At 70.5% G+C, this 22,597-nt stretch carries 10 protein-coding genes; 9 read left to right on the top strand and 1 reads right to left on the bottom strand.

Features of this window, described 5'->3' with window-relative positions:
* The first annotated feature begins 260 nt into the window (after positions 1 to 260).
* The 9 genes from C5O79_RS27610 (at position 261) to asnB (ending at position 9,153) form a co-directional block, all read left to right on the top strand.
* Positions 261 to 737 carry a hypothetical protein gene (locus C5O79_RS27610; protein ID WP_122477482.1) on the top strand — a complete coding sequence of 159 codons (477 nt, stop codon included), beginning with the start codon at positions 261 to 263 and terminating at the stop codon, positions 735 to 737.
* A 52-nt stretch (positions 738 to 789) separates the two neighbouring features.
* Positions 790 to 1,659: a type III secretion inner membrane ring lipoprotein SctJ gene (gene sctJ / locus C5O79_RS27605; protein ID WP_046548328.1), complete on the top strand. Its 870-nt coding sequence runs from the start codon at positions 790 to 792 to the stop codon at positions 1,657 to 1,659.
* A complete protein-coding gene (locus C5O79_RS27600; protein WP_124473986.1) occupies positions 1,656 to 2,405 on the top strand; it encodes a SctK family type III secretion system sorting platform protein in 750 nt (249 codons plus the stop codon). The genes sctJ and C5O79_RS27600 overlap by 4 nt, the downstream gene beginning before the upstream one ends.
* Positions 2,387 to 3,016: a type III secretion system stator protein SctL gene (gene sctL, locus C5O79_RS27595; RefSeq protein WP_131931920.1), complete on the top strand. Its 630-nt coding sequence runs from the start codon at positions 2,387 to 2,389 to the stop codon at positions 3,014 to 3,016. The genes C5O79_RS27600 and sctL overlap by 19 nt, the downstream gene beginning before the upstream one ends.
* Positions 3,013 to 4,389: a type III secretion system ATPase SctN gene (sctN, locus tag C5O79_RS27590; protein WP_046548325.1), complete on the top strand. Its 1,377-nt coding sequence runs from the start codon at positions 3,013 to 3,015 to the stop codon at positions 4,387 to 4,389. The genes sctL and sctN overlap by 4 nt, the downstream gene beginning before the upstream one ends.
* Complete coding sequence (locus tag C5O79_RS27585) at positions 4,382 to 5,068, top strand: hypothetical protein (RefSeq protein WP_046548324.1); 687 nt, start codon at positions 4,382 to 4,384, stop codon at positions 5,066 to 5,068. The genes sctN and C5O79_RS27585 overlap by 8 nt, the downstream gene beginning before the upstream one ends.
* Positions 5,062 to 5,871 (top strand): type III secretion system export apparatus subunit SctT, encoded by an 810-nt coding sequence (sctT, locus tag C5O79_RS27580; RefSeq protein WP_047849651.1) that lies wholly within the window; start codon positions 5,062 to 5,064, stop codon positions 5,869 to 5,871. Before C5O79_RS27585 ends, sctT begins: the two co-directional genes overlap by 7 nt.
* Positions 5,872 to 5,887: 16 nt before the next feature.
* The gene (locus C5O79_RS27575) at positions 5,888 to 6,919 is read left to right on the top strand and encodes an EscU/YscU/HrcU family type III secretion system export apparatus switch protein (protein WP_131931918.1); all 1,032 of its coding nucleotides are present in this window, start codon (positions 5,888 to 5,890) and stop codon (positions 6,917 to 6,919) included.
* A 266-nt stretch (positions 6,920 to 7,185) separates the two neighbouring features.
* Positions 7,186 to 9,153, top strand: coding sequence for an asparagine synthase (glutamine-hydrolyzing) (gene asnB / locus C5O79_RS27570; protein ID WP_046548321.1), 1,968 nt, complete (start codon positions 7,186 to 7,188; stop codon positions 9,151 to 9,153).
* Positions 9,154 to 9,207: 54 nt separating this feature from the next.
* Here the strand turns inward: asnB and C5O79_RS27565 are convergent, their stop codons facing one another.
* Entirely contained in the window at positions 9,208 to 22,590 is a 13,383-nt protein-coding gene (locus tag C5O79_RS27565; RefSeq protein ID WP_131931916.1) for an LWXIA domain-containing protein, read from the bottom strand.
* Positions 22,591 to 22,597: the final 7 nt, after the last annotated feature.

The raw sequence follows: 22,597 nt of genomic DNA, 5'->3' as shown, positions 1-22,597 counted from the left end.
CCCCCCTCCACCCCCCCGCCCCTTCCAACCCCCCACCCCCGCCCCCGCGCCGCCGCGCCCGCCCACCCCCCCCGCCCCCCGCCCCCGCCCGCGGGCCGCCCCCCCCCCCCGCCGCCCCCCGGCCGCGCCGCGCGGCGTCGCGCGCCGGGCCTGCCCGCGAAGGGCGCCCGGCGGCGGCCATGCGCGTGCCGGCCGGCCCGTTCCGGGCGGGCCCGACCGATCATCCGGTCCGGCGTCCGCTTCCAGAGGAGGGCATGAACATGTCAGTGACAGGCGTAGGCGCGGCGCCGCCGGGCGCGGCCGCGCTCGCGGGAGCCGCGCAGCAGACGGGCTCGACGTCCGATCCGGCGCAGGTGCGCCAATTCGATGCGCTGATGCAGCCGGGCGCATCGTCGGCCGCGCCGCCGTCTTCGTCGGGCGTCGCGATGTCGCGCGCACCGGCGGATGCGGCGCCGGCCGTGCAGATGACGCCCGCGCAGGCGAACCAGTCGTCGCTCGTCGAGCGGTTGCGCACCTACGGCAACGATCTCGACGCGCGGTACGCGAACATCGACAAGCATCGCAGCGAGATGCTGACGTCGATGGCCGACAGCCGCAGCGATCCGATGATGACGATGGTGAAGGCGATGGATTTTCAGTGGACGGCGACCACCACGATTTCGGAATACCAGTTGAGCCTGTCGGTCGCGCAGGCGGCGAACGGCTTCACGCACACGGTGCTGAAGACGCAGGAGTGATGGCGTGCGCGCGTGCCGCACAAGGCCGCGCTCACACGGAAGCGGACAAACGATGACGACGATCGATTCGACGCCGCGCGCGCATGCGTGGCGCAGCCGGGCGGCGCGCGCGCTGCTCGCGGGGCTGCTCGTGCTGCTGGCCGGGTGCCAGAAGGAGCTGTACTCGGGCCTGTCGGAGCGCGATGCGAACCAGATGGTCGCGGTGCTCGGCGACGCGGGCATCAGCGCGTCGAAGGACAACGACGCGCGCGACACGTCGGACCGCAACGCGTGGCTCGTCAGCGTCGCGGACGGCGACATGCAGTCGGCGCTCACGGTGCTGCAGGCGAACGGGTTGCCGAAGCCGAGCTACGCGAGCCTCGGCGAGCTGTTCCAGAAGCAGGGCCTCGTGTCGACGCCGGCCGAGGAACGCGTGCGCTACCTGTACGGCGTATCGCAGGACCTGTCGCGCACGCTGCAGGACATCGAGGGCGTGGTCGTCGCGCGCGTGCAGGTCGTGATTCCGGAGAACGATCCGCTCGCGGACAAGATCAAGCCGTCGTCCGCGGCCGTGTATATCCGCTACCGGCCCGGCGTCGACCTGCGCGCGATGGCGCCGATGGTCAAGGATCTCGTCGCGCACAGCATCGAAGGGCTGCAGTACGACAACGTGTCGCTGTTCCTGCAGCCGGCCGCCGCGCGCGCGGCGCGGGTGGACGGCATCGGCAGCGCGATGACCGACATCGTGCGGCTGCGCTCGCCGCTCGGCTGGCTCGTGTTCGCGCTGATCCTGCTGACCTGCGCGGTGATCGCGCTGTCGGCGGCGCGGCGCGGGATGTTCGGCGCACGGCTCGCGGGCCTGCTCGGCGCACCGCGCGCGGGGCACGGGGCGACCGGTTCCGGCGGCCTGCGCACGCCGGACGGCGCACGCGACGGCGCATGAACGATCCGCATGCGCCGCCGCCGGGCGACGGGCCTGCCGCATCCGATGCGGTGCCGCTGCCGTGGCTGCAGCCGCTCGGGCCGCCGCCCGCGGCACGCCGCGCCGCGTTTCATGCGCTCGTCTGCGACTTCAACCTGCGGCCCGACCGCTATCTGCACGTGACGCGCGTGCCGGCCGACTGGCCCGCGCGCTACCGTTCGCCGGATGCGTTCGGCGCGGCCGGCCGCAAGCTGCTCGCGCGGCACCTGCTCGCGTTGAACGGCGTGGCCGACCGGCACGACTTCGACGTGGCGAACCCGTGCGCGCGGCTCGCGCTGCTGCCGGGCGCGGCGCTCGAGCACCTGGCCGCGTATGCGGGGCTGCTGCTGCATCGCGCGTGGCTGCGCGACGCGCTGGCCGCGCGGCGCATTCGCGCCGAAGTGGCGGCGAAGCTCGGCGCCGACGCACTCGAACTCGCACTCGAACGCGCGCCGGAATTCGGCACGCTCGCCGATACGCTGGAACCGTGGCGCGCCGATCCCGCCGCGTTGCCCGCCGTGATTCGCGCGCGCGGCGGGCGGCTGCTGGCCGATTTCATCGGCGTGGCGGGCGACGCGGTCGCGCGGCGCACGCGCCTGAAATTTCACCGCGCGATCGACGACGAAGCGCCGTACTGGCTGAACCGCGCACAGCGCGACCAGTTCGGTGAGCTGATGTTCCTGTTTCTGATTCCCGAGAGGCTTGCGTCATGGGACTGGCTTTTCTGATCACGAGCGACAACCTGCAACTCCTGTCGGAGCGCAAGGTGCTCAAGGAGCGCGAATATGCCGCGCTGCTCGATGCGTCCGCGGTGATCGCCACCGCGCGCGACGAGGCGGCGCGCATCATCGCCGACGCGCAGCGCGAATTCGACAAGCGCCAGGCGGCCGGCTACGACGAAGGGATGCGCCGCGCGCAGCGCGAGCAGGCCGCGCAGGCCTATACGCAGGCGCTCGCCGCCGCGCGCACGATGGAGACGATGAAGGACGCGATGGCCGACATCGTCGTGAAGGCGGTGCGCGCGATCGTCGGCGAGATGAGCACGCAGACGCTGTACGAGGCCGCGCTCGCGCGGATCGCGCCGCTCGTGCGCGACGAGGCGTTCCTGATCGTGCGGATCGCGCCCGGCCGCAAGGACGAAATGCGTGATGCGCTCGACGGCGCATTCGCCGGGCAGTCGAACCGGCAGAAAATCCGCATCGTCGAGGACGCACAGCTCGAACGCCAAGCGTGCACGGTCGAGACGCCGTCCGGGCGCATCGACGCGAGCCTCGACCTGCAGATCGACGCATTGCGCCAGGCGATCCGCCGCGATGTGCTTAAAGGGGCCGCGCGATGAGCGCGCCGCTCGACGATCCGCAGCCGTTCGGCGACGACGATGGCGCGCCGTTCGATCGCGGCCGTCTCGTCGGCGAACTCGATGCGGGCCTCGCGTTCTTCTCGCCGGTGTCGGTGCAGGGCCGCGTCAATCACGCGGTCGGGCAGATCCTGAATGCGACCGGCATCCGCGCGCGGCTCGGCGAAATCTGCGAGCTGCGCACGCCGAACCAGCCGACGCTGCTTGCCGAGGTGGTCGGCTTCTCGCGGCAGACGACGCTGCTCACGCCGCTCGGCGACGTGGCGGGCCTGTCGCCCGAGACGACCGTCGTGCCGTCCGGGCGCGAGCATGTGTTCCCGGTAGGAGAGGGGCTGTTCGGCCGCGTGCTCGACGGGCTCGGCCGGCCGCTCGACGATCGCGGGCCGGTGACCGGGGCCGCGTGGGTGTCGACGCAGCAGGACCCGCCGAATCCGCTCGCGCGCAAGATGATCGACACGCCGTTTCCGACCGGCGTGCGCGTGATCGACGGCCTGATGACGCTCGGCATCGGGCAGCGCGTCGGCATCTTCGCGCCGTCGGGCGTCGGCAAGAGCACGCTGCTCGGCATGATCGCGCGCGGCGCGCAGGCCGACGTGAACGTGATCGCGCTGGTCGGCGAACGCGGCCGCGAGGTGCGCGAATTCATCGAGCACAGCCTGTCGCCCGAGGTGCGTGCGCGTTCGATCGTCGTCGTGTCGACATCCGATCGCCCGGCGATGGAGCGCGTGAAATCTGCGCTGGTCGCCACCGCGATCGCCGAACATTTCCGCGATGCGGGCAAGCGCGTGCTGCTGCTGGTCGATTCGCTGACGCGCTTCGCGCGCGCGCAGCGCGAGGTCGGCCTCGCGAGCGGCGAGCCGCCGACGCGGCGCAGCTTCCCGCCGTCGACGTTCGCGGTGCTGCCGCGCCTGCTCGAGCGCGCGGGGCAGGGCGCGCGCGGATCGATCACCGCGCTCTACACGGTGCTCGTCGAAGGCGACGAGGAGTCGGACCCGATCGCCGAGGAAGTGCGCTCGATCCTCGACGGCCATATCGTGCTGTCGCGCAAGATCGCGCTCGCGAACCGCTATCCGGCGATCGACGTGCTCGCGAGCCTGTCGCGCGTGATGCCGCTCGTCGCGAGCCGCGCGCACCAGCAGGCGGCCGCGCGCGTGCGCGAGCTGATCGCGAAGTACCAGGAAATCGAACTGCTCGTGCAGATCGGCGAATATCGCGAAGGCAGCGACCGCCTCGGCGATCTCGCGCTGCGCGCGCGCGACGCGATCGGTGCGTTCTGCGCGCAGGCGTCGGACGAGGACGTGCGCTTCGACACGCTGCTCGCGAAGCTGACGAAGCTGGCGAACGATCATGTCTGAAGCCGACGACCGCCTCGTGCTCGCGACGCTCGCACGCCTGAAGCGCGTGCGCGAGATGCGCAGCCAGATCGCACGCGTCGCGGCCGCGCGCCAGCAGGGCATCGCCGCGCAGAGCCGCCGTGCGCTCGACGCCGCGCACGCGCAGCTGGCGCAGCAGGTCGCAGCGAAGGCCGCGATCCAGACGCGGCTGGCCGACGACGTGCGCGAGGCGCGCGCGTTGCAGAACGCGGCGGCCGACACGCGCACCTTCGACCGGCATATCGGCACCGCGAACGCGTCGGTGAACGAGGCCGCGCACGTGCATCGCGGCCACGAGGCGACGCTTGCCGACCTGCAGCGCGCCGCGCGCAAGGCGCAGGCCGCCGAGGACAAGCTGGAGAAAGCCGGCGAGAAGGCGCTGCATGCGCGCGCCGCGCGGGTCGAGCGCGATGCCGACGAAGTTGCGGACGGCTATGCGGTGCGGCGCTTCGCGACGGCGGGCGCCTGGGCGGCCTCGGCCGCCGACGTTGCAGGCCACGGACAGGCGCCGCCCGAAGCCGCCGCCGCATTCGATGCGGCGATGACCGCGGCGCCGGCCGATGCGCAGGCAGATGCGGCCGACCTGGGCGAAGCGGCCGCCGCCGATGGCGACGAGCCCCACGACGCCGCATTGCCCGCCGCCGTGGAGCGCCGATGCTAGACCCGGCCTCGGGCTTCAACGACGTCGCGGGCATGCTGCGGCCGCTGCTCTACGTGATGCCGCGCCTGCTGCCGATCATGTTCGTCGTGCCGGTGTTCAACGAGCAGATCGTCACGGGGCTCGTGCGCAATGGCATCGCCGTCGTGATCGCCGCGTTCGTCGCGCCGGCGATCGACGCCGCGCAGGTGGCCGCGCTGCCGTTTCTCATGTGGTGCCTGCTCGTCGCAAAGGAGGCGGTGGTCGGCATGTTGCTCGCGGGCGCGTTCAGCGCGGTGCTGTTCGCGATCCAGGGCGTCGGCTACCTGATCGATTTCCAGACCGGCAGCGGCAGCGCCGCGTTCTTCGATCCGATGGGCGGGCATGAGGGCGGCCCGACGTCGGGATTCCTGAATTTCGTCGCGATCGCGCTGTTCGTCACCGCGGGCGGGCTGCAGGTGCTCGTGCAGCTGTTCGCGCAGTCGTATGCGTGGTGGCCGATCGGCTCGCTCGGCCCCGATTTCTCGTCGATGCTGCAGACCTTCGTCGTGCGCCAGACCGACACGATCTTCGAATGGATGGTGAAGCTCGCCGCGCCGGTGACGATCGTGCTGGTGCTCGTCGAGCTCGGCATCGGCCTGGTCGGGCGCGCGGTGCCGCAGCTCAACATCTTCGTGTTCTCGCAGCCGCTGAAGAGCGCGCTCGCGCTGCTGATGATGGTGCTGTTCCTGCCGGTGGTGTACGCGTCGCTGCATGCGCTGCTGAGCCCCGACAGCGGGCTGATGGCGTTGCTGCGCGCGCTGTTCGCCGCGCACGGCGGCGCGTGAGCGCGACGGAGCCGCGATGGCCGAAAAGGACCAGAAGCCGACCGCGAAGCGCCTGCGCGAGGCGCGCGAGAAAGGCGATGTGCCGAAGAGCGCGGAGACGATTTCGTCGGCGTTCTTCGTCGGCGTGTGCGTCGCGCTCGCGGTGGGCATCGGCGCGCTGTTCGCGCGGCTGCAGGCGCTGTTCCGGCTCGTGTTCGATGCGGTCGGCGCGGCCGACCCGTCCGCGCGAATCGCGGTGCTGATCGACGGCGCAGCGCGCGACTGGGCGACGCTGTCCGCGCAGATCGTCGCGGCCGGGCTGCTCGCGGGCCTGCTGGCGGGCTTCGTGCAGGTCGGCGGCGTGATGGCGTGGAGCCGCCTCGTGCCGCAGCTGTCGAGGCTCAACCCGGCCGAGGGGATGAAGAACCTGTGGTCGCTGCGCAACCTCGTCAATCTCGCGAAGATGCTGCTGAAGACGGCGCTGCTCGTCGCGACGCTCGGCTGGCTGATCGTCGAGTCGCTCGACCCGTCCGTGCAGTCGGGCTTCACGCGGCCGATCTCGATCCTCGCGCTGATCGTGAAGCTGCTGATGCTGCTGTTCGGCTGGGCCGCGCTGATCTACATCGTGATGGCATTGATCGACATCGTGCACCAGCGGCACGAATTCAATCAGAAGATGAAAATGTCGATCGACGAAGTGCGGCGCGAGCACAAGGAAGACGAAGGCGATCCGCACATCGAGGCGAAGCGCCGGCAGCTCGCGCGCGAGCTGCAGTTCGCGTCGCTGTCCGACCGGATCGGCTATGCGTCGGTGGTCGTCTACTCGCCGCGCGTTGCGGTCGCGCTGTATTACGGCGGGATCGGCACGCTGCCGTGGGTGCTCGCGCGCGGCGAGGGCGACGCGGCCGAGCGGATCGTGCGTGCCGCGCGCGACGAACTGCGCCCGACGCTCGCGAACGTCGGCCTCGCGCAGGCGCTGTACGAGACGACGCCCGAGAACGGCACGATCCAGGCGCAACATTTCCGCGAGGTCGCACAGTTGCTGAAATGGGCGACCGGTGCGGGATGACGTGTGCGACGGCCGCCGTTTCCGTATGCCCCCCTTTTTTCCGTTCCGCGCAATTGTGTGGCCATACGTTGCCATTCGATATGGCCCCGTGAATGGTCATGCATGCGCAGTGCTTGACGTTATTTTTTTCCGGCTGGCGGGGAAGTTCACCTGTGAATTATTGCTGATTTATTTCTTCGTAATATGGCTCGACCGTCACGCTGGGCGGCGGGCCGCGAGGTTGCGCCACGCGTGACGAAAATGGTCAACAGGGGCGGACAAATCAAATGTGCGGAATCGACGGCTTTCTGAATAGCGTCGCCTTCGATGAGGAGACAGCGCGCGGCACCCTCGCGCGGATGACGGCAAGCCTCGCGCATCGCGGGCCGGACGGGCAGGGGATCTGGGTCGATCCGGAGGCCGGCATCGCGCTCGGCCACCGGCGGCTCGCGATCGTCGACCTGTCGGTGCACGGCCGACAGCCGATGGCATCCGCGTGCGGTCGCTACGTCATCGTCTTCAACGGCGAAATCTACAACCATCGCGAACTGCGCGCGGAACTCGAGCGTGCAGGGCGCGCACCGGCGTGGCGCGGCCACTCCGACAGCGAGGTGCTGATCGCGGCGATCGTCGCATGGGGTGTCGAGGCGACGCTGCGGCGCGCGACCGGCATGTTCGCGTTCGCGCTGTGGAACCGCGCGTCGCGGGTGCTGACGCTCGCGCGCGACCGGATCGGCGAGAAGCCGCTCTATTACGGCCGGATCGGCGACGCGCTGGTATTCGCATCCGAACTCAAGGCGCTGCGCGGCTATCCGGGCTTCGACGGCGCGATCGATCGCGACGCGCTGTGCCTGTACCTGCGCCAGTCGAGCGTGCCCGCGCCGTACACGATCTATCGCGGCATTCACAAGCTGCCGCCGGGCACCTTCATCCAGTTCGAGCATGCGCGTGATACGCCGCGCCTGCGCGCGTACTGGACGCTCGAGCAGGCCATCGAGGATGGCCGCGCGCAGCCGTTCGAGGGCAGCGCCGACGAAGCGGTCGGCCAGCTCGACACGATCCTGCGCCAGGCCGTTGCGCGGCAGATGGAAGCGGACGTGCCGCTCGGCGCCTTCCTGTCGGGCGGCATCGATTCGTCGACGATCGTCGCGCTGATGCAGGCGCAATCGGCGACGCCGGTCGACACGTTTACGATCGGCTTCCATGAAGCAGGCTACGACGAAGCCGGTTACGCGAAGGCGGTCGCGCGTCATCTCGGCACGCGCCATACCGAACTCTACGTGACGGCCGATCATGCGCTCGGCGTCGTGCCGAAGCTGCCGTCGATCTATGACGAGCCGTTCTCCGACGCCTCGCAGATTCCGACCTTCCTCGTGTCGGAGCTGACGCGCCGGCACGTGAAGGTGAGCCTGTCCGGCGACGGCGGCGACGAGCTGTTCGGCGGCTATACGCGCTACTTCCTGACGCCGCGCCTGTGGCGCAAGCTGCATCGCGTGCCGGCGGCGGTGCGTGCACGGATCGCCGCCGCGCTGCATGCGTTGCGGCCCGATCACGCCGACCAGCTCGCGGCCGTCGCGCAGGGGGCGTGGGGCGGCGTGGAGGCGCGCGAATCGGCGACGCGCATCGGCGACCGCCTGCACAAGCTCGGCCACGTGATGACGGCAGAGAGCCGCATCGGGCTGTACCGGCTGCTGATGTCGTCGGTGCATCATCCGGAACGGCTCGCGCTGTCGGGGCACGAGCCGCCGACGCCGCTCGACACGGTGTCCGCGTGGCCCGAGCATCTGAGCTTCGCCGAGCAGGCGATGGCGATCGATACGCTCACCTACCTGCCGACCGACATCCTCGCGAAGGTCGATCGTGCGGCGATGGCCGTCAGCCTCGAAACGCGCATGCCGTTCCTCGATCATCACGTCGTCGAATTCGCGTGGCGCGTGCCGGCGGCGGTGCGCTTGCCGGAAGGGCAGTCGAAGGCGCTGCTGCGCCGGCTGCTCGACCGGTACGTGCCGTCCGCGCTGATCGACCGGCCGAAGCAGGGCTTCTGCGCGCCCGTCGATCACTGGCTGCGCGGCGCGCTGCGCGACTGGGCGGAGGCGCTGCTGCGGCCGTCGCGGCTGCGCGAGGAGGGTTTTTTCGACGCGGCGGCGGTCGACCGCCTGTGGCGGCAGCATCAGACAGGCCGGATGAACTGGCAGCACCAGCTGTGGACGGTGCTGATGTTCCAGGCGTGGCTGGAACATCAGCGCGCGGGGTGACGCGGCGCCCGGCGGACGGCCGGCGTTCCGGCCATCCGCGGTCGGACCCGGCCGTCAGCCGACGTTCAGCGGTGTGCCGATCGCGAGGTGGCCCGGATCGCGCGCGGCCGACGGATTGAGCTGCAGGATCTCGTTTAGCGCGCGCGCGTCCTGCTCGCCGCGCGTCATCGCCTGCTGGTCGGCGCGCGATACCTGCGCGGCGTCGAGCAGCGACTGGCGATGCTGGTCCGCGATCACCCACAGCGAATCGCCGGCGACGACGATGTACGGCTGCGGCGAGTTCGATGGTGCCGGCTGGCTCGACGGCGTGCCTTGCGACGGTTGCGGCGCCGTCGTGCTCGTCGTGGGCGACGGTGTGGCGGACGATGTGGCGGATGGCGTGGCGCTCGGCGACGCAGATGGCGTGGCACCCGGCAACGCGCCTGGCGCGAGATTCGACTGAGACGGCGAGCCGCCGCCGAAGATCCAGTTGAACAGGCCGCCGATCATCGGCGCGACGCCGATGATGAACTTGTAGCCGAACGCGGCGACCGGAATCATGACGACCGCGGTCGGGATCTTCTTGACGAAGGGCGTGGCGTTCGGGAAGTGCGTATTGAGCCGGCCGGCGAGCAGCAGCGCGGTCGACGTCGCGGTCGCGACCGCGAGATCGTATTCCCCCTGGTTCCATTGCGACGCGGTGGACAGCCCGCCGAGCGCGACCGACGCGAAGTCGCCCGCCGAATCGAGCACGCGCACGACACGGCTGCGCTTGTCCGCGTTCACGCGCCGCGACACGATCAGGAACGACGCGCCCGCGTATGCGGCGCCGAGCGCGCCGCTGGCGACACCGGTCGTGCCCAGCGCCAGGCCGAACCAGTCGTGCGCGCCGGCGATCTTGCCGATGCCGCTCGTGACGGTGGCGACAGACGCGATGGCCGTGCCCGCGCGTCCGGCGATGCCCAGCAGGCTGCGCGGATTGCCCGCGTGAAGCTGCTGCAACGACGTGCCGCCGACGAACCCCTGCATCTGCGTGAGCACGTCGTCGGCGAGCGCGGTGATGTTGGCCTTGGCGTCCTCGAAGCTCATCGTCCCGCGCCGGTATTGCCGGACGTATTGCCTCGCCATCGCCTGCGCGTCGCGTACCGCGGCGTCGAGCTGGATCGGCCGGTGTTCGCCGTATTCGTGCGTCTGGGAGCCGAATTGCCGCACGAGCGTCGTCTCGAGATGCGAGAGTGCCGCGACCGCGGCTTTCGGGTCGCCCGACTGCAGGCTGCGGATGGCGCCCTGGTGCATCACCTGGAACACGCGCCCGAGACGCGACGCGAGCAGGAACGACGACGACATATTGCTCATGACGGTCGGCTTGATCCAGTGGAACGCGGCGTCGAGGCCGATCAGGCTCGACGCACCGAGGACGATCCCGCTCGTGATGCCCGTCTTCCACCGGTCGGACGGCTCTTTCGACGGCCGGTGCACGCGCAGCGCATTGAGGTGCGCGGTCGCCTCGTCCATCGTCGCGTTGGCGGCGGCGGGCGCATCGGGCTGGGCGATGGCCTTGCGGTTGGCGCCGATCGGATGCGAGCCGTCGTGTTGCAGCGCCGGCCGGCCGGTGACCTTCTTCCAGTGCAGGCGGCTGTCGGAGGCCGGCTGCGGCGCCAGCTTCGGCCGCGCGGGCGTGGCGGCGCGATGGCGCTTGAGCCAGTCGCGGCCGATCTCGCGCGCCTTCTTTTCGAGTTTGCCGACGTCGTCGTCGCCGATGCGCCGCCACATGCTCTGGCCGTACTCGTTCGTTGCGCGGCGCGCCTGGTTCAGCAGCGTCGACGTGTTGTGCTCGTACAGTTCGTCGCGCAATGCCGCGATCTCGCCGTCCGTCATGCCTTGCGTTTTCGCGATGCGCTCGACCTCCGTGAACAGGATGCGCTGCTGGTTCGCGAAGTCTTCGGCGCTGACCGGTTCGTAGACGCGCGTCAGTGCATCGCCGCCGTGCAGTCTCGCGAACTTTCCGGCTGCGTTCAGCTTGTAGTCGACGAGCTTCGCCGCCAGCGCGCGCGTCAGATCCGCATTCGCGATGAAGTCGTCGCCGTGCGTGCCCCAGGACAGGCCGACATGAACCCAGTCGAGCTGTTTCCGGCTGAGGATGGCGTCCAGCAACTGCACGTGGCCTTCGCCCGGCACCGGCTCGAGCACGGCATCGGCGCCGTGGAAGGTCAGCATCACGAGCGGCGCCTTCTCGCCCTCGTGCTGCTTCGCCCACGTTTCCAGCGATTCGGCGATGCGCCGGATTTCGGCATACCCGTTGTTCGTGCCGGCCATCGCGTGACCGTCTTCGCGCGACACGAGCGGCCGGGACGGCGCGGCCTCGAGCCGCAGCAGGAAGCCGTATTTCGATGCCGCCGTGAGCCACTTGTGCAGGTGGGCGAGGTCGTCGAGTTCGAGCGTGTGCTGCGTGCCGTCGGGATCCGTGCGCGTGATCGTCGCCGTATCGTCGTCGTAGCGGGCGCCCGTCGGGTCGCCGAACTTCCTGGCGCGCTGGATCAGCCCCGGGTCCTGCTTGCCGCCGACGGCGGCAGCCTGCGAATACGGATCGACCTGGAGCGCGACGGCCGGGAGCAGGCCGCCGTACTGCTCGAGGTACTGCCGCATCACCTCGGGATCGTCGCGCAGCGAGAACGAGCGCGACATCGGGACGAGCCGGTCGCGGATGTCGGGCGGCAGTTCGGCGTACGCGTCGATCAGCTTCCGGTCGGCGGTTCGCGCGGCGCCGTGGTCGATCACGAACTGCTGCGAACGGCGCACCAGCTTGTTGCGGCCGCCCCCCGGATTGGCGACGGCGCCATGCGGATGCAGGCTCGAAGCCTCGCGCCACATGTCCAGCGTCTTGAAGATCTTCTTCCACAGCGTGGCGTCGGCCATGATGGCCCGCGGCTCGTCGCTGAGCGTCAAGCCGTTGCCGTCGTGCTTGCCCTGGTCGCGCTTGCCCCATTCCTTGACGCGTTCGAGCGTCGACGCGAAATCGGCGACTTTCGCCTTGCCGTAGCGCGTGACCGATTCGACGATCGTGCTCGACACGAAGGCCGGCTGGTACGGTTCGAGCGCGATCGGCTTCGCGGCGGGTACGGCCGGCGGCTTTGCCGGCTGAACGGCCGGTTGCTTCGCTTGCGGTTTGCCGCGCGCGGCCTTGCGGCCGGGTTTGCCGGGCCGGCCGCCCGCATTGCGTTTGCCCGCGGCGGGCGGTGCGGCGGGCGCGGCCTGGGCCGCCGCGGCTTGCCGCGCTGCCTCCTCGGCCTGCAGCGCGGCCTCCTTCAGCGCGGCGGCGCGCGGCACGAACGCATCGGGGGCGAGCGAGGACAGCAGGAAATGCTGGTTCCCGCCGAACGGCCCGCGGCCGATCGTCGCCCGATCCAGCGGCAGGCCTTCGTTGTCGCCGTCGCGGTACTCGGCGAGGGTGTCATACCAGCGGATCGCGCCGTCCTCCACCGCGATGAGGCCGGTGAGCGTGCCGCGCAGCGCGTCGGTGACGCTCCCTTCGTGGTCGAACACGTACACGAAGTGGCCCTCGGGTATCTCGCCCATCTCGATCGCGCGCAACAGCTGCGGCGCGTGCTGCGCGTTGAAGTCGAGCGCGGTGTCCGGCGTTGGCGGCAGCAGGTTCGGCGTGCCGGCATCGGCCGCTTCCAGGTTCTTTTGGCGCAGCGACGGGCGAACCCGCCCGAGCACGCGCTGGACGTAGGCATCGGGCTTCGACAGCGGGGTCTTCCGGTCGTCGAGCGCGCGGCGCATTTTGGCCGGTGCGAAGCCGCCGTAACTGTCGACGACGTCGTGCGTGACGTCGGCCACCACGAAGCGCACGCCGCGGCGCCCGTCGGGCAACAGGCGCGAGCGTCGCCGGAACGCGTCGGCGAGCTCGCGCTCGGCGATCGTCGCGTCGCCCAGCGACGTGGTTTCGACGTACGTCCATTTCTGCTCGGCATCGAGTGTCGCGTACCCGAGCACCTTGCCGGACTTGCGATCGATCGCGTAGAGCGTCGTTTGCGCGCCGGGATGCTTGCGCGCGTATTTTTCCGCCTGCTTCGGCCGCTGGAAGCGGGGCGCATCGTCGAGCTGCTTCACGGTGGCGACGACGCTGTCGGCGACGCCCGTGGCCGACGGTTCGACGTCCCACTGGCGCAGCTCGCCGAAGTACGCCTCGATGCGCGCGGCGCCGCCAAACGAGCGCAACGCGTCGAGCGGGACGGGCGACAGGTAGTAGTCGTAGTTCTTGCGGCTGGCGTCGCCTTTCGACTTGAGCGGCAGGAACGCATCCTGCGCGACCTTCGGATCGATCTCGTCCGATGCCGGCTTCTTGTCGATGAACTTGCCGTTGGCGCTCGTGCGCAGGCTCGCGATGAACTCGGGCTGCGGATGTCGCGCGTCGATCCGGTCGGCCGGCCGGTCGATGTGCGGTGCGATCAGCACATGGGCGTCGTTGCCGAACGCCGCCTTCATGTCGTCGACACTGGCGAGCTGGTCGCCGTCGATGCGGACGAGGTCGCGCTTGCCGTGCGTGGCGAGCTGGTCGAGCGCACGCTGCCCGCGCTTGACGGCCGGTCCCGACGCGTGCGCGGGCGCGGTTGCGCGCCGCCGCGACAGCGGGGCGGGGGCCGGCATCTCGCGCGGGACGCCGCCGGCCCGCATGCGGGCCGCCTGGCTCGTGTAGTAGTCCCGATAGGTAGCATGGCCGGGCACCGACGGCGCGGCGTCGCCGAACGCGGCCGCAAGCCGGCGCAGCCCGGTTGCGTCACCGGGCATCACGTGATCGGCCTCGCGCGCGATCGCGTCGGGCAGGTGGGCGTCCTTCGCGATATCGATGCCCGTGTCGCCGGCAAGTTCGCGGCGCACCGCGAACGCGTTCGCCTGCGCGCGCGCCTCGGCCATCAGCGCGCTGTCGGTCCACGCTTCTGGCGACGTGTGGTCGAGCGCCAACTGGCCGGTGATCGCCTCGACCGCATGCTGCGCTTCATGCGCGAGCGCATAGACGAGCGTGCCGGTGCCGCGCAACCGCCCGTCGAGCACGATCCGCTGTTTCGCGGTGTCGATGCGGCTGCCGCGCCCGGGGCGGCCGAGCACGACTTTCCAGCCGGCCGCGTGCGCTTGCGCGACCTGCCCGCTGAGCAGGGTCGAGCGGTCGACGAGTGCGTAGGCTTCCTTCGGCAGCGGCGCGCCGCCGAAGCGCATCCGGATCCGCGTGATGACGGACGGCTTTTGCGCGAACGCATCGGGCGGCAGATGTTCGGTGATTTCCGGATGCGCGAGCTCGATCGCTCCGCGCGCGATGCCGTCCTCGAGCACGACGCGCAGCGCGCGGATGTCGCGCACGATGCCGTCGACGTTCAGCCGCGGCGCACCGACGTCGAGCGACGACGGGTCGCTCAGGTAGAAGTCGCCCTGGGCGTCGAACACGCCTTCGAAATCGTAATAGAGGCCGTGCCGCTCGGTGATCTCGCTCGCGCGATCGAGCTGCGCGAATGCGTCGTGCGTGACGCGCTCCGGCAGCACGCCGGCGGTCACGTCGTGGCTGCTGAGCGACGCGAACGGCTCGTACATCACGGCCACGCGGTCGAATGCGGCGAACGGGCCGCCGAGCGTGAGCGTCTTCAGCCCGTACGCACGCAGTGCGGCGAGGCCTTCCTGCTCGTGCCGGATCGCGTCGATATGGTTGAGGATCGCGTGGTTGTCGGTGCCGAGGTAGATCCCGATCGCATTGCGGCGGCCGAGTTCGAACACGGTCTTTTCGATGCCGGCACCGGTCGCCGCGCCCATGACGCGCTCGACGGGCAGACGTTCGGTGGGGTCGCCGCTCGTGTGGACGCCGTTGCCGTCCACCGCGAGCGGGCCGAGATCGGGGCGCGTGTGCGGCGCCGGGTCGAAGCGCAGCCACGCGCGCGTGGGGCTCAGCGCGGCTTCGGCGCCGAAGCCGACGGCAATCGTCGGCGGCACGTGCACGGGCCGCTGCCACACGTTCGCGAGCCATGCGCCCGCGTCGCGGCCGTTGCGCGCGGCGAGGATGATCGCCGCGCCGGGAAAGCCGAACACGGAGCGGTGCGCGAGCGTGAACTCGACCGGCGACCACGGGCGGCCGTCGGCGTCGACGAGGCGGCCCTGCGCGTCGGTCGTGCCGCGCACGATCACGATGCCGGCTTCGCGGTCGTACGACAGCCCGTCCGAATGCAGCAGGCGCAGGTCGTCCACGCCGGTCACGCCGCGCCCGTCGAACGGCGAGGCCTTGACGGGACGCGCACGCGACCACGCCGTTTCGGCCGCGAGCGCGGCGGCCGCGTCGTGCTCGGGTGCGGCCAGCGTCGCCCGGCCCGATTGCGCGGCCTGCGCCTGCCGGCGGTACAACTCGCCGTAGCTGATGCCGCCGAGCGAGGTCGGCGCGTGTTCGAACGCGTCGGCGAGGCGTGCGATCGACTCGGCATCGCCGGGCCGCGCGCGGCCGTATTCGTTGGCGATCGCATCGGGCAGCGCGACGTAGCGGCCGACGTCGACGCCGGCGTTCGTGCGAATCTCGTCGCGGATCGCGAACGCGTTCGCCTGCGCGCGGGCTTCCGCCAGCAGCGCGGAGCGCACGTAGCGTTGCGTCGACCCGTAGTCCAGCCCGAGCGTGCCGGTCACGGCTTCGGCGGCATGACCGGCTTCGTGCGCGAGCACGTAGACCATCGAGCCGGTCGAGCGCAGGTTGCCGTCGATCGTGATGCGGCGTCGCTGCGTGTCGATCTTGCTGCCTTCGCCCGGGGTGCCGCGCACGACTTTCCAGCCCGCGTCGCGAACGAGCCGCATCTGCTGCGACAGCAGGCCCGATGCATCGATCAGGCGATAGGCTTCCTTCGGCAGCGGCGCGCCGCCGAAGCGCATCCGCACGCGTGTGATGATCGAAGGCTTTTGCACGAACGCGCCGGGCGCCGGCGTTTCCGCGAGTTGCGGATGCGCAAGCTCGATCTTGCCGCGTTCGAGGCCGCTCGTCAGCGCGCGCTCGATCAGCGCGAGGCGCTGCAATGCCGTGAAGTGCTCGCCCGCCTCCATGCCGATCGAACCGGGGTCGCTCAGCAGGAAATCGCCGTTGTGCGTGAACAGCCCCTGCAGGTCGAAGCCGATACCCGTGCTCTCGATGACGGCACGGATCTGCCGGATATGTTCGAGCGCCGCGCGCGACACCACGTGCGGCAGCGCGCCCGTTTCGAAGCTGAAGCTGTGGAATACGCCGAGCGGCCGGTACAGCACCGCGACGCGGTTGAGTGCGGAGAACGGGCCGCTCATCGTCATGGTTTTCAGGCCGTACGACGCGAGATCGTCGAGTGCGATGCTTTCGTCGATCGCCGCGTCGAGCTGGTGGGCTTCCGATGTATGGGGCCCCTTGTCGTACACCGCGAGCGCGGCGTCGTCGCCGAGCGCGAACACGGTTTTCTCGCCGCCGAAGCCGAGCAGCTCGCCGACGTGGCGTTCGACGTCGATCCGTTCTCCCGGCCGGCCTTCGACGTGCACGCCTTCGGCGTCGGCCGTCAGCGGGCCGAGGTCGTGCGGTGCCGCGGGCGCCGGGTCGAAGCGGCGGAACACGCCGGTGTCGAGCAGTGCGGCATGCGCGCCGACCGCGTGCGCGGGCGGTGCGTACACCGGCCGTTGCCACAGGTTCGCGAGCTGTGCGGCGGCGGCTTCGCCGCCCTGCTGCGCGGACAGCACGATCGAATAGCCGTCCTGGATCATGAACGCGGGCGCCTGGTCGAGTGCGTATTCGTGCACGCCGGTCGGCCGGCCGCCCGTCAGCAGCGTGCCGTCCGGCAGCGTGTCGGCGTGCAGCATCATCACGCCGGCGTCCTCCAGCACCGTGAAATGGCGGCTGCGGGCCGCCTGCAGTTCGGACACCGTGGGCGCCGGCCGCGCACCGAACGGCGACGCGTACTCGGCATGCGCACGGCTCCACGCGACGCGTTCGTCGAAGCTGCGCACGCCGCGCGGCGTGTCGCCGGATTCGCGCGTCTGCGGCGCGGGCATCCGGCGCGGAATGCCGCCGCGGCGTTTCTGGCGCGCCCATACGTCATGATAGAAGTCGCGGTAGGTCTCGCCGTCGCGACCCGATACGGGTGCGTCGGCGAATGCGTCGACGAGCCGGCCGACCGTGCCCGCGTAGTCGTGCGACGGCGCGCGCCATGCGTCGCCTTCGTGCTCGATCGCATCGGGCAGCCGCACGTGCGCGGCGATGTCGCCGCCGCCCGCGAGCTGGATCTCGTAGCGTGCCTCGAACGCGTTGATCTGCGCGCGCGCCTCGGCTTCGAGCGCCTTGCGTGTGAAGCGGCTGCGGTTGCCGTAGTCGAGATTGAGCACGCCCGCCATTGCCTCGACCGCATGCCGCGCTTCGTGCGCGAGCGTGTACGCGATGCTGCCCGGATGCTGGAGGCCGCCGTCGATCGTCACGCGGCGCTTGCGCGGATCGATGCGGCTGCCGCCGCCGCGCTTGCCGAGCGTCACGCGCCAGCCGGCGTCCTGGAGCATGCGCAACTGCGTCGCGAGCGTGCCTGATTGCATCGCGAGTGCCTGCGCGGCCTCCGGCAGCGCCGCGCCGCCGAAACGCATCTGCATCCGCGTGATCCAGCCGGGGTTCGACGCGGCAGGGTCGGGCGGCGGTGTTTCGGTCGTTTCCGGATGCGCGGCGGCGAGCCCGGTATCGTCGTTCGCGGCAGCCGGGCGCGCGTCGGTCGCGTTCGCGCGGGCGGCCGTCCGGTCGGCGGTATCGCCGGCCGCCTTGCCGGCGGTTTTGCCGGTGTCCGTCTCGCGTTCCGCCGTGCGCTCGACGGTGGCGGGGCGCTCCGGCTTGACGAGCACGAGCACGCGATTCGGTGCGCTGAAGATGCCGTCGAGCGCGCTGACGGGTTCGGCCGCCGCGGCAGCGCGCGGCATCGCCGGTTCGTTCGGGCCGCGCTTGCCGGCCAGCACGATCACCGTGTCGTCGCCGGCCGCGGGGTGGGGCGACGCCGGTGGCGCTTCGTCGGCCGCGGCTGCGCCCGGCAAGCCGGTTTCGGCTGCCGCGGTTTCCGGCGCGGGATCGAAACGCAGCACGCTCGCGTTCGCGCGAAGCTGGCCGTCGGCGCCGAACGCGTCGGGCGCGGCCGCGTAGACGGGCTTCTGCCAGCGGTTCGCGAGTTCGGGCGCGAGCGCCGCGTCATGCTCGCCGGCGACGACGATCACGGGTTCGTCGAGATCCTGCGGGCGCAACGGGGACGGCCGCGCACCGGGCGCGTCCTGCGCCGTGCGGTCGCGCACGACATAGACGGTGCGGTCGCCGACCTCCAGCGGTTCGGCGCTCGGCCCGCGCGGTACCGCGATGCCGGCCGGATCGCGCGTGGCCGGCCGCGCGGCGGGCGCTTCGTCCGTCAGGTCGACGACCTTCACGTCGACGCGCGGCGGTGCGCCGTCCGTCTTCGTTCGCGTGCCGGCGCCGGCTGGCTCGTCGAGCTCGGCGGCCCGCGTGCGCAGCGCCTGCGCATCCTGGCTGCGCCGGTCGCTGCGCGCGGCCGCCGTGCGGTCGACTTCGGTTTCGTCGTGCTGCTGGTCGACGCGCGCGCGTTCCTGGCTCGCGCGCTGCGTGCTGCGGGCGTTGCTCGCGGTGCTGGCCGTTTCGCTTTCGGCGGCCGTCTGTGCGAGGCTGCGCGGCGCCTGCGCGTCGGCGCCGTTCGCCTGCCGGATCGCTTCGCTCGTCTGCGCAATGGCGTGATCGAGGAGCTCGAGCCGGGTCTTCGGGATGACGTTCGGCGTCGTGGTCATCTCGCCGTCCGGGCCGAACGACAGGCGCTCGCCGGTTCCCTTCACGTCGTCGACGCGCGTGCCGTTGGTCCATTCCTTCGGCGACGCCGACACGACGGACAGCGTGCCGTCTTCGCCGAGCACCACCGATTTGCCGGGCGGCATCTGCTTGCTCGACGTCTTGTCGAGCACGCGGATCGGCTGGTTGTCGTAGGTCAGGATCTTGTCGCCGACCATCAGCATGCCTTCGGGCGACACCTTCACGGCTTCGCCGTCGAGCGTCGCGCGGGTGCGGCCGTAGGCGAGCGACGACACGTCGCCCTTGTTCAGGATCTGGCCGAGCATCCTGCTGTCGACCGTGACGGTCTCGCCGTCGGTCGTGCGGATCGGCACCGGCCGGCCGGTGCGGGTTCGCGCCGACGTGACCGCGCGTTCCTTGAGGCCGCCCGCGGCCATCAGCGCGACGTTGGTGAGCCCGGACTTGAGCTGTTCGCCGGCCGCCTTCTTGTCGCCTGCGAGATAGTCGACGCCGGCCTCGCCGAACGCCTCGACCGCGCCGCCGACGCCGGTCACGATCGCGGTGGCCTTCGCGCCGGTGGAAAGCAGCGACGCGACTTTCGGCGTGCGCGTGAGCGCCGTCACCGCGCGCGTGAACAGCTTGCTGCCGGCGAGCTTGGCGGCGCCGGCGGCGCCCATCGGCACGAGATTGATGAAGTCGGCGCGCGCGCCCGCGTCGGTGAACGGATTGATGCTGCGGCCGTGTTCCATGCGCGTCGCGATGTCGAGCCCCGCGCTGGTCATCGATGCGCCGATCGCGGTGTACATCATCCCCGCACCGAGGATGTTCAGCGGCACGCCGACGATCGCGCCGATTCCGGTGCCGTCGAGCAGCCCGCCGATACCTTCCAGCGCCATGCCGCCGACCATCATGCCGATGTTCAGGCCGGTGCTGGTCAGCGTGTTCAGGAAGCTGTCGAAGCCGCTTTCATGATGCGCGGCCTTCGACACGAGCTGCAGCGAGCCGTCCGCGTTGTGGCCGGTCGCGATGTCGACGGTGCCGTCCTTCGACAGCTGGTTGTTGTCGATGTAGTCGTTGATGTCGTTGTAGGTGCTCGCCGTCTCGTCGACGTATTGCGTGCCGTCCTTGCCGGTGACCTTGAAGATCGCGCTGGTCGTCATGCCGGCGTCCTTCGCCGCATACACCATCGGCAGCACGCTGACCTGCGTGGTCGCGCCGCCGCCGACCTTCAGCAGCGTGTCGCGCACGCTGTTGATCGTCGACAGCTTGTCCTTGTCGGTGAAGCGCGCGACGTCGTCGTTCGTCGGCGATACGGGATCCGAACCATCGCTCGACGAGGCTGTGTTCGGCACGTCGGGCTGCATCCCGAGCGCGACGCCGATCAGGTTGCGCTGTTCGTTGTCGGTCAGCTTGCCGAACGCGATCGTATTGCCGTTCTGCGTGCTCGCGCTCGCCGCGTCGAGCAGCGAGTTCGACAGTTCGCCCCGATGCGCCTCGTAGAAATCGTGCAGCGCCTTCTTGTAGTCGTTGCCGGCATCCGAATCGGGCGCCGCGTAGCGCAGCCGCTCGTCGAGGCCCGCGTCGAACTGGTCCATCAACACCTGCTGGTGCGACGTCTCGCTCAGCAGCTGCAGGCGCTGTACCGTGTTGTCGGCTTGCGTGACGGCAGCCTTCGCCTTGTCGAGCTGGTCCTGGTACAGGTTCGGCCGCGGTGCCGACGGTGCCGGGATCATGTCGTCGCCCGCGACGTAGCGGAACCGCACGGGCGGCGGATTCGCGGCCGCCCAGTCGTCGTACTGTTTCTGCACCGATGCGAGCGTGCTCTTTGCCTGTGTCTGCTGGATGCGTGCCTGCGATAGCGCGGCCTGGGTTGCGCGCTCGTTGACCGAATTCGCGAGCCGGCTGTCGGCCGCGCGGATCGCGCCTGCGACGACCTGCAGGCGCTTTGCATCGAGCAGCGTCGGGCCCGCCGGCGCGGCCTGCGTGGCCGGCGACTGCGGCAGCACGAACGGAGACGAGTCGGTGAGCGATGGTGGCAGGCCGCCATTCGCGGTCGACAGCGATGGCGCGGGCAGCGGTGACGACGTCGGCAGCGTCGGCGTGCCGGTGGGGGCGGCGCTCGCAGCGGTCGACAGCGACGATGCGGGCAGGGAAGGCAGGCCGCTTGCGGTCGACAGCGACGGCGCGAGCAGCGGCGGCTGGGTCGTCGGCTTCGTGAAGATCGAGCGCGCGTTGACCTGCGCCTGGATCTGCGACGCCTGGTCGTCGTACTGCTGCGCGAGCGTCGCGCCGTAGGTCGCGACGAAACCGTCGTGCGCGATACCGGCCTGCTGTTGCGCCTGCGACAGTTTCGCGTATGCGTCGCCGACGTCGAGGTCGACCTGCGGATCCTTCAGCATCGAGCCCGGGTTGGCCTTGTGCCAGGCGTCGGCGGCCTGCTGCTTCTTCGTGTAGTCGGCCTGCAGCGTGTCGACCTGATGTTGCGCGGACAGCATCTGCAGATAGCTGCCGCTCGTGTTCGCGGCCGTCTGCGCACGGGCGAGGGCGGTCTTCGCATCCGACACCGCATTCGCCACGACCACCGTCGGTCCTTCCTTGCCGCTGACCGAGTCGTACGTTTGCTGCGCGTTCGTGAGCGCCAGGCTGTCCTTCGCGGCGCCGGCCGCGGCATTGGCATAGTTCGCGTCCTTCGCCGCCGCCGTGACGGCCTGCTGCGCGGCGTCCTGCGATGCCGGCGCGTCGGGCATCGTGACCTGCAGTTCCAGCGGCTGGAGCGCATCGTTGAGCCGGCCGACGCCCGAGTCGAGCGCGTCCTTGTAGTCCGGATCGGCGAGATACGACTGGAACTGCGTATAGGCGAGGTTCGAATTCGCGACGTCCGCGTAGTACTTCGACGCACCGACGGCGGCCGTTGCGCTGGCGGTCTGCCAGTTGTCGAAGAGCCGGATCTGCAGCGGGTTCTTGCAGTCGCTCTGCTGCGGCACCCAGTTCGGATCGTTCGCGTGCTCGGGAAACGCGGCCAGCAGCGTCTTGAACTGCTGGTCGGCGGCATGTTGCGCGTCACCCGGATCGGTCACCTTGCCGGAGTCGTCGATCTTCATCCCGGCCGGCATGTCGGCGTTCGCCTGTTCGCCGTACAGGATCATGTAGCCCGCGTCGGTCGTCACGTTCAGGTCGCGCTGCGCGCTGTCGGCGGCGGTGCGCGCCTTCGCGTAGGCATCCTGAGCGGTCTTGCGGTCGTCGGGCGTCGATTCGGGATCGCGGTTCACGAGACGCAGCACGTTCTGCGCGCCCTGCAGCGATTGCGATGCGTTGTCGTATTGCGTCTGCGCGTCCTGGATCGCTTTCTGCACCGCGCGCGTCTTGTCGTTCTCGACCGTGATGTCGGGCGGCGGCACCGTGTACTGCGCGGCCATGCTCTGGACCAGCGAGGTCGCGGATGCAATTTCGGGGTTGGTCGGCTTCGACGGATCGGTGGACGGCGTCGCGGTTACCGGAATCGGCGGCGTCGCAACCGGGTTCGCGGGGCCGGCCGACGAATCGTCCTTCTTCGGCGGCGGCGGCGGCGGCGGCGGGGGCGGCGGTGCGACGACCGGGTTCAGCGTTTCCGACAGAAAGCGCTGCCAGTTGACGCCCAGTCCCAATCCGTCGATCAACAGCATGCTCGTC

This window comes from Burkholderia sp. SRS-25, assembly GCF_004343765.1.
GTDB classification, from domain to species: domain Bacteria; phylum Pseudomonadota; class Gammaproteobacteria; order Burkholderiales; family Burkholderiaceae; genus Burkholderia; species Burkholderia contaminans.
This window is presented reverse-complemented; position numbering and strand designations above follow the sequence as displayed.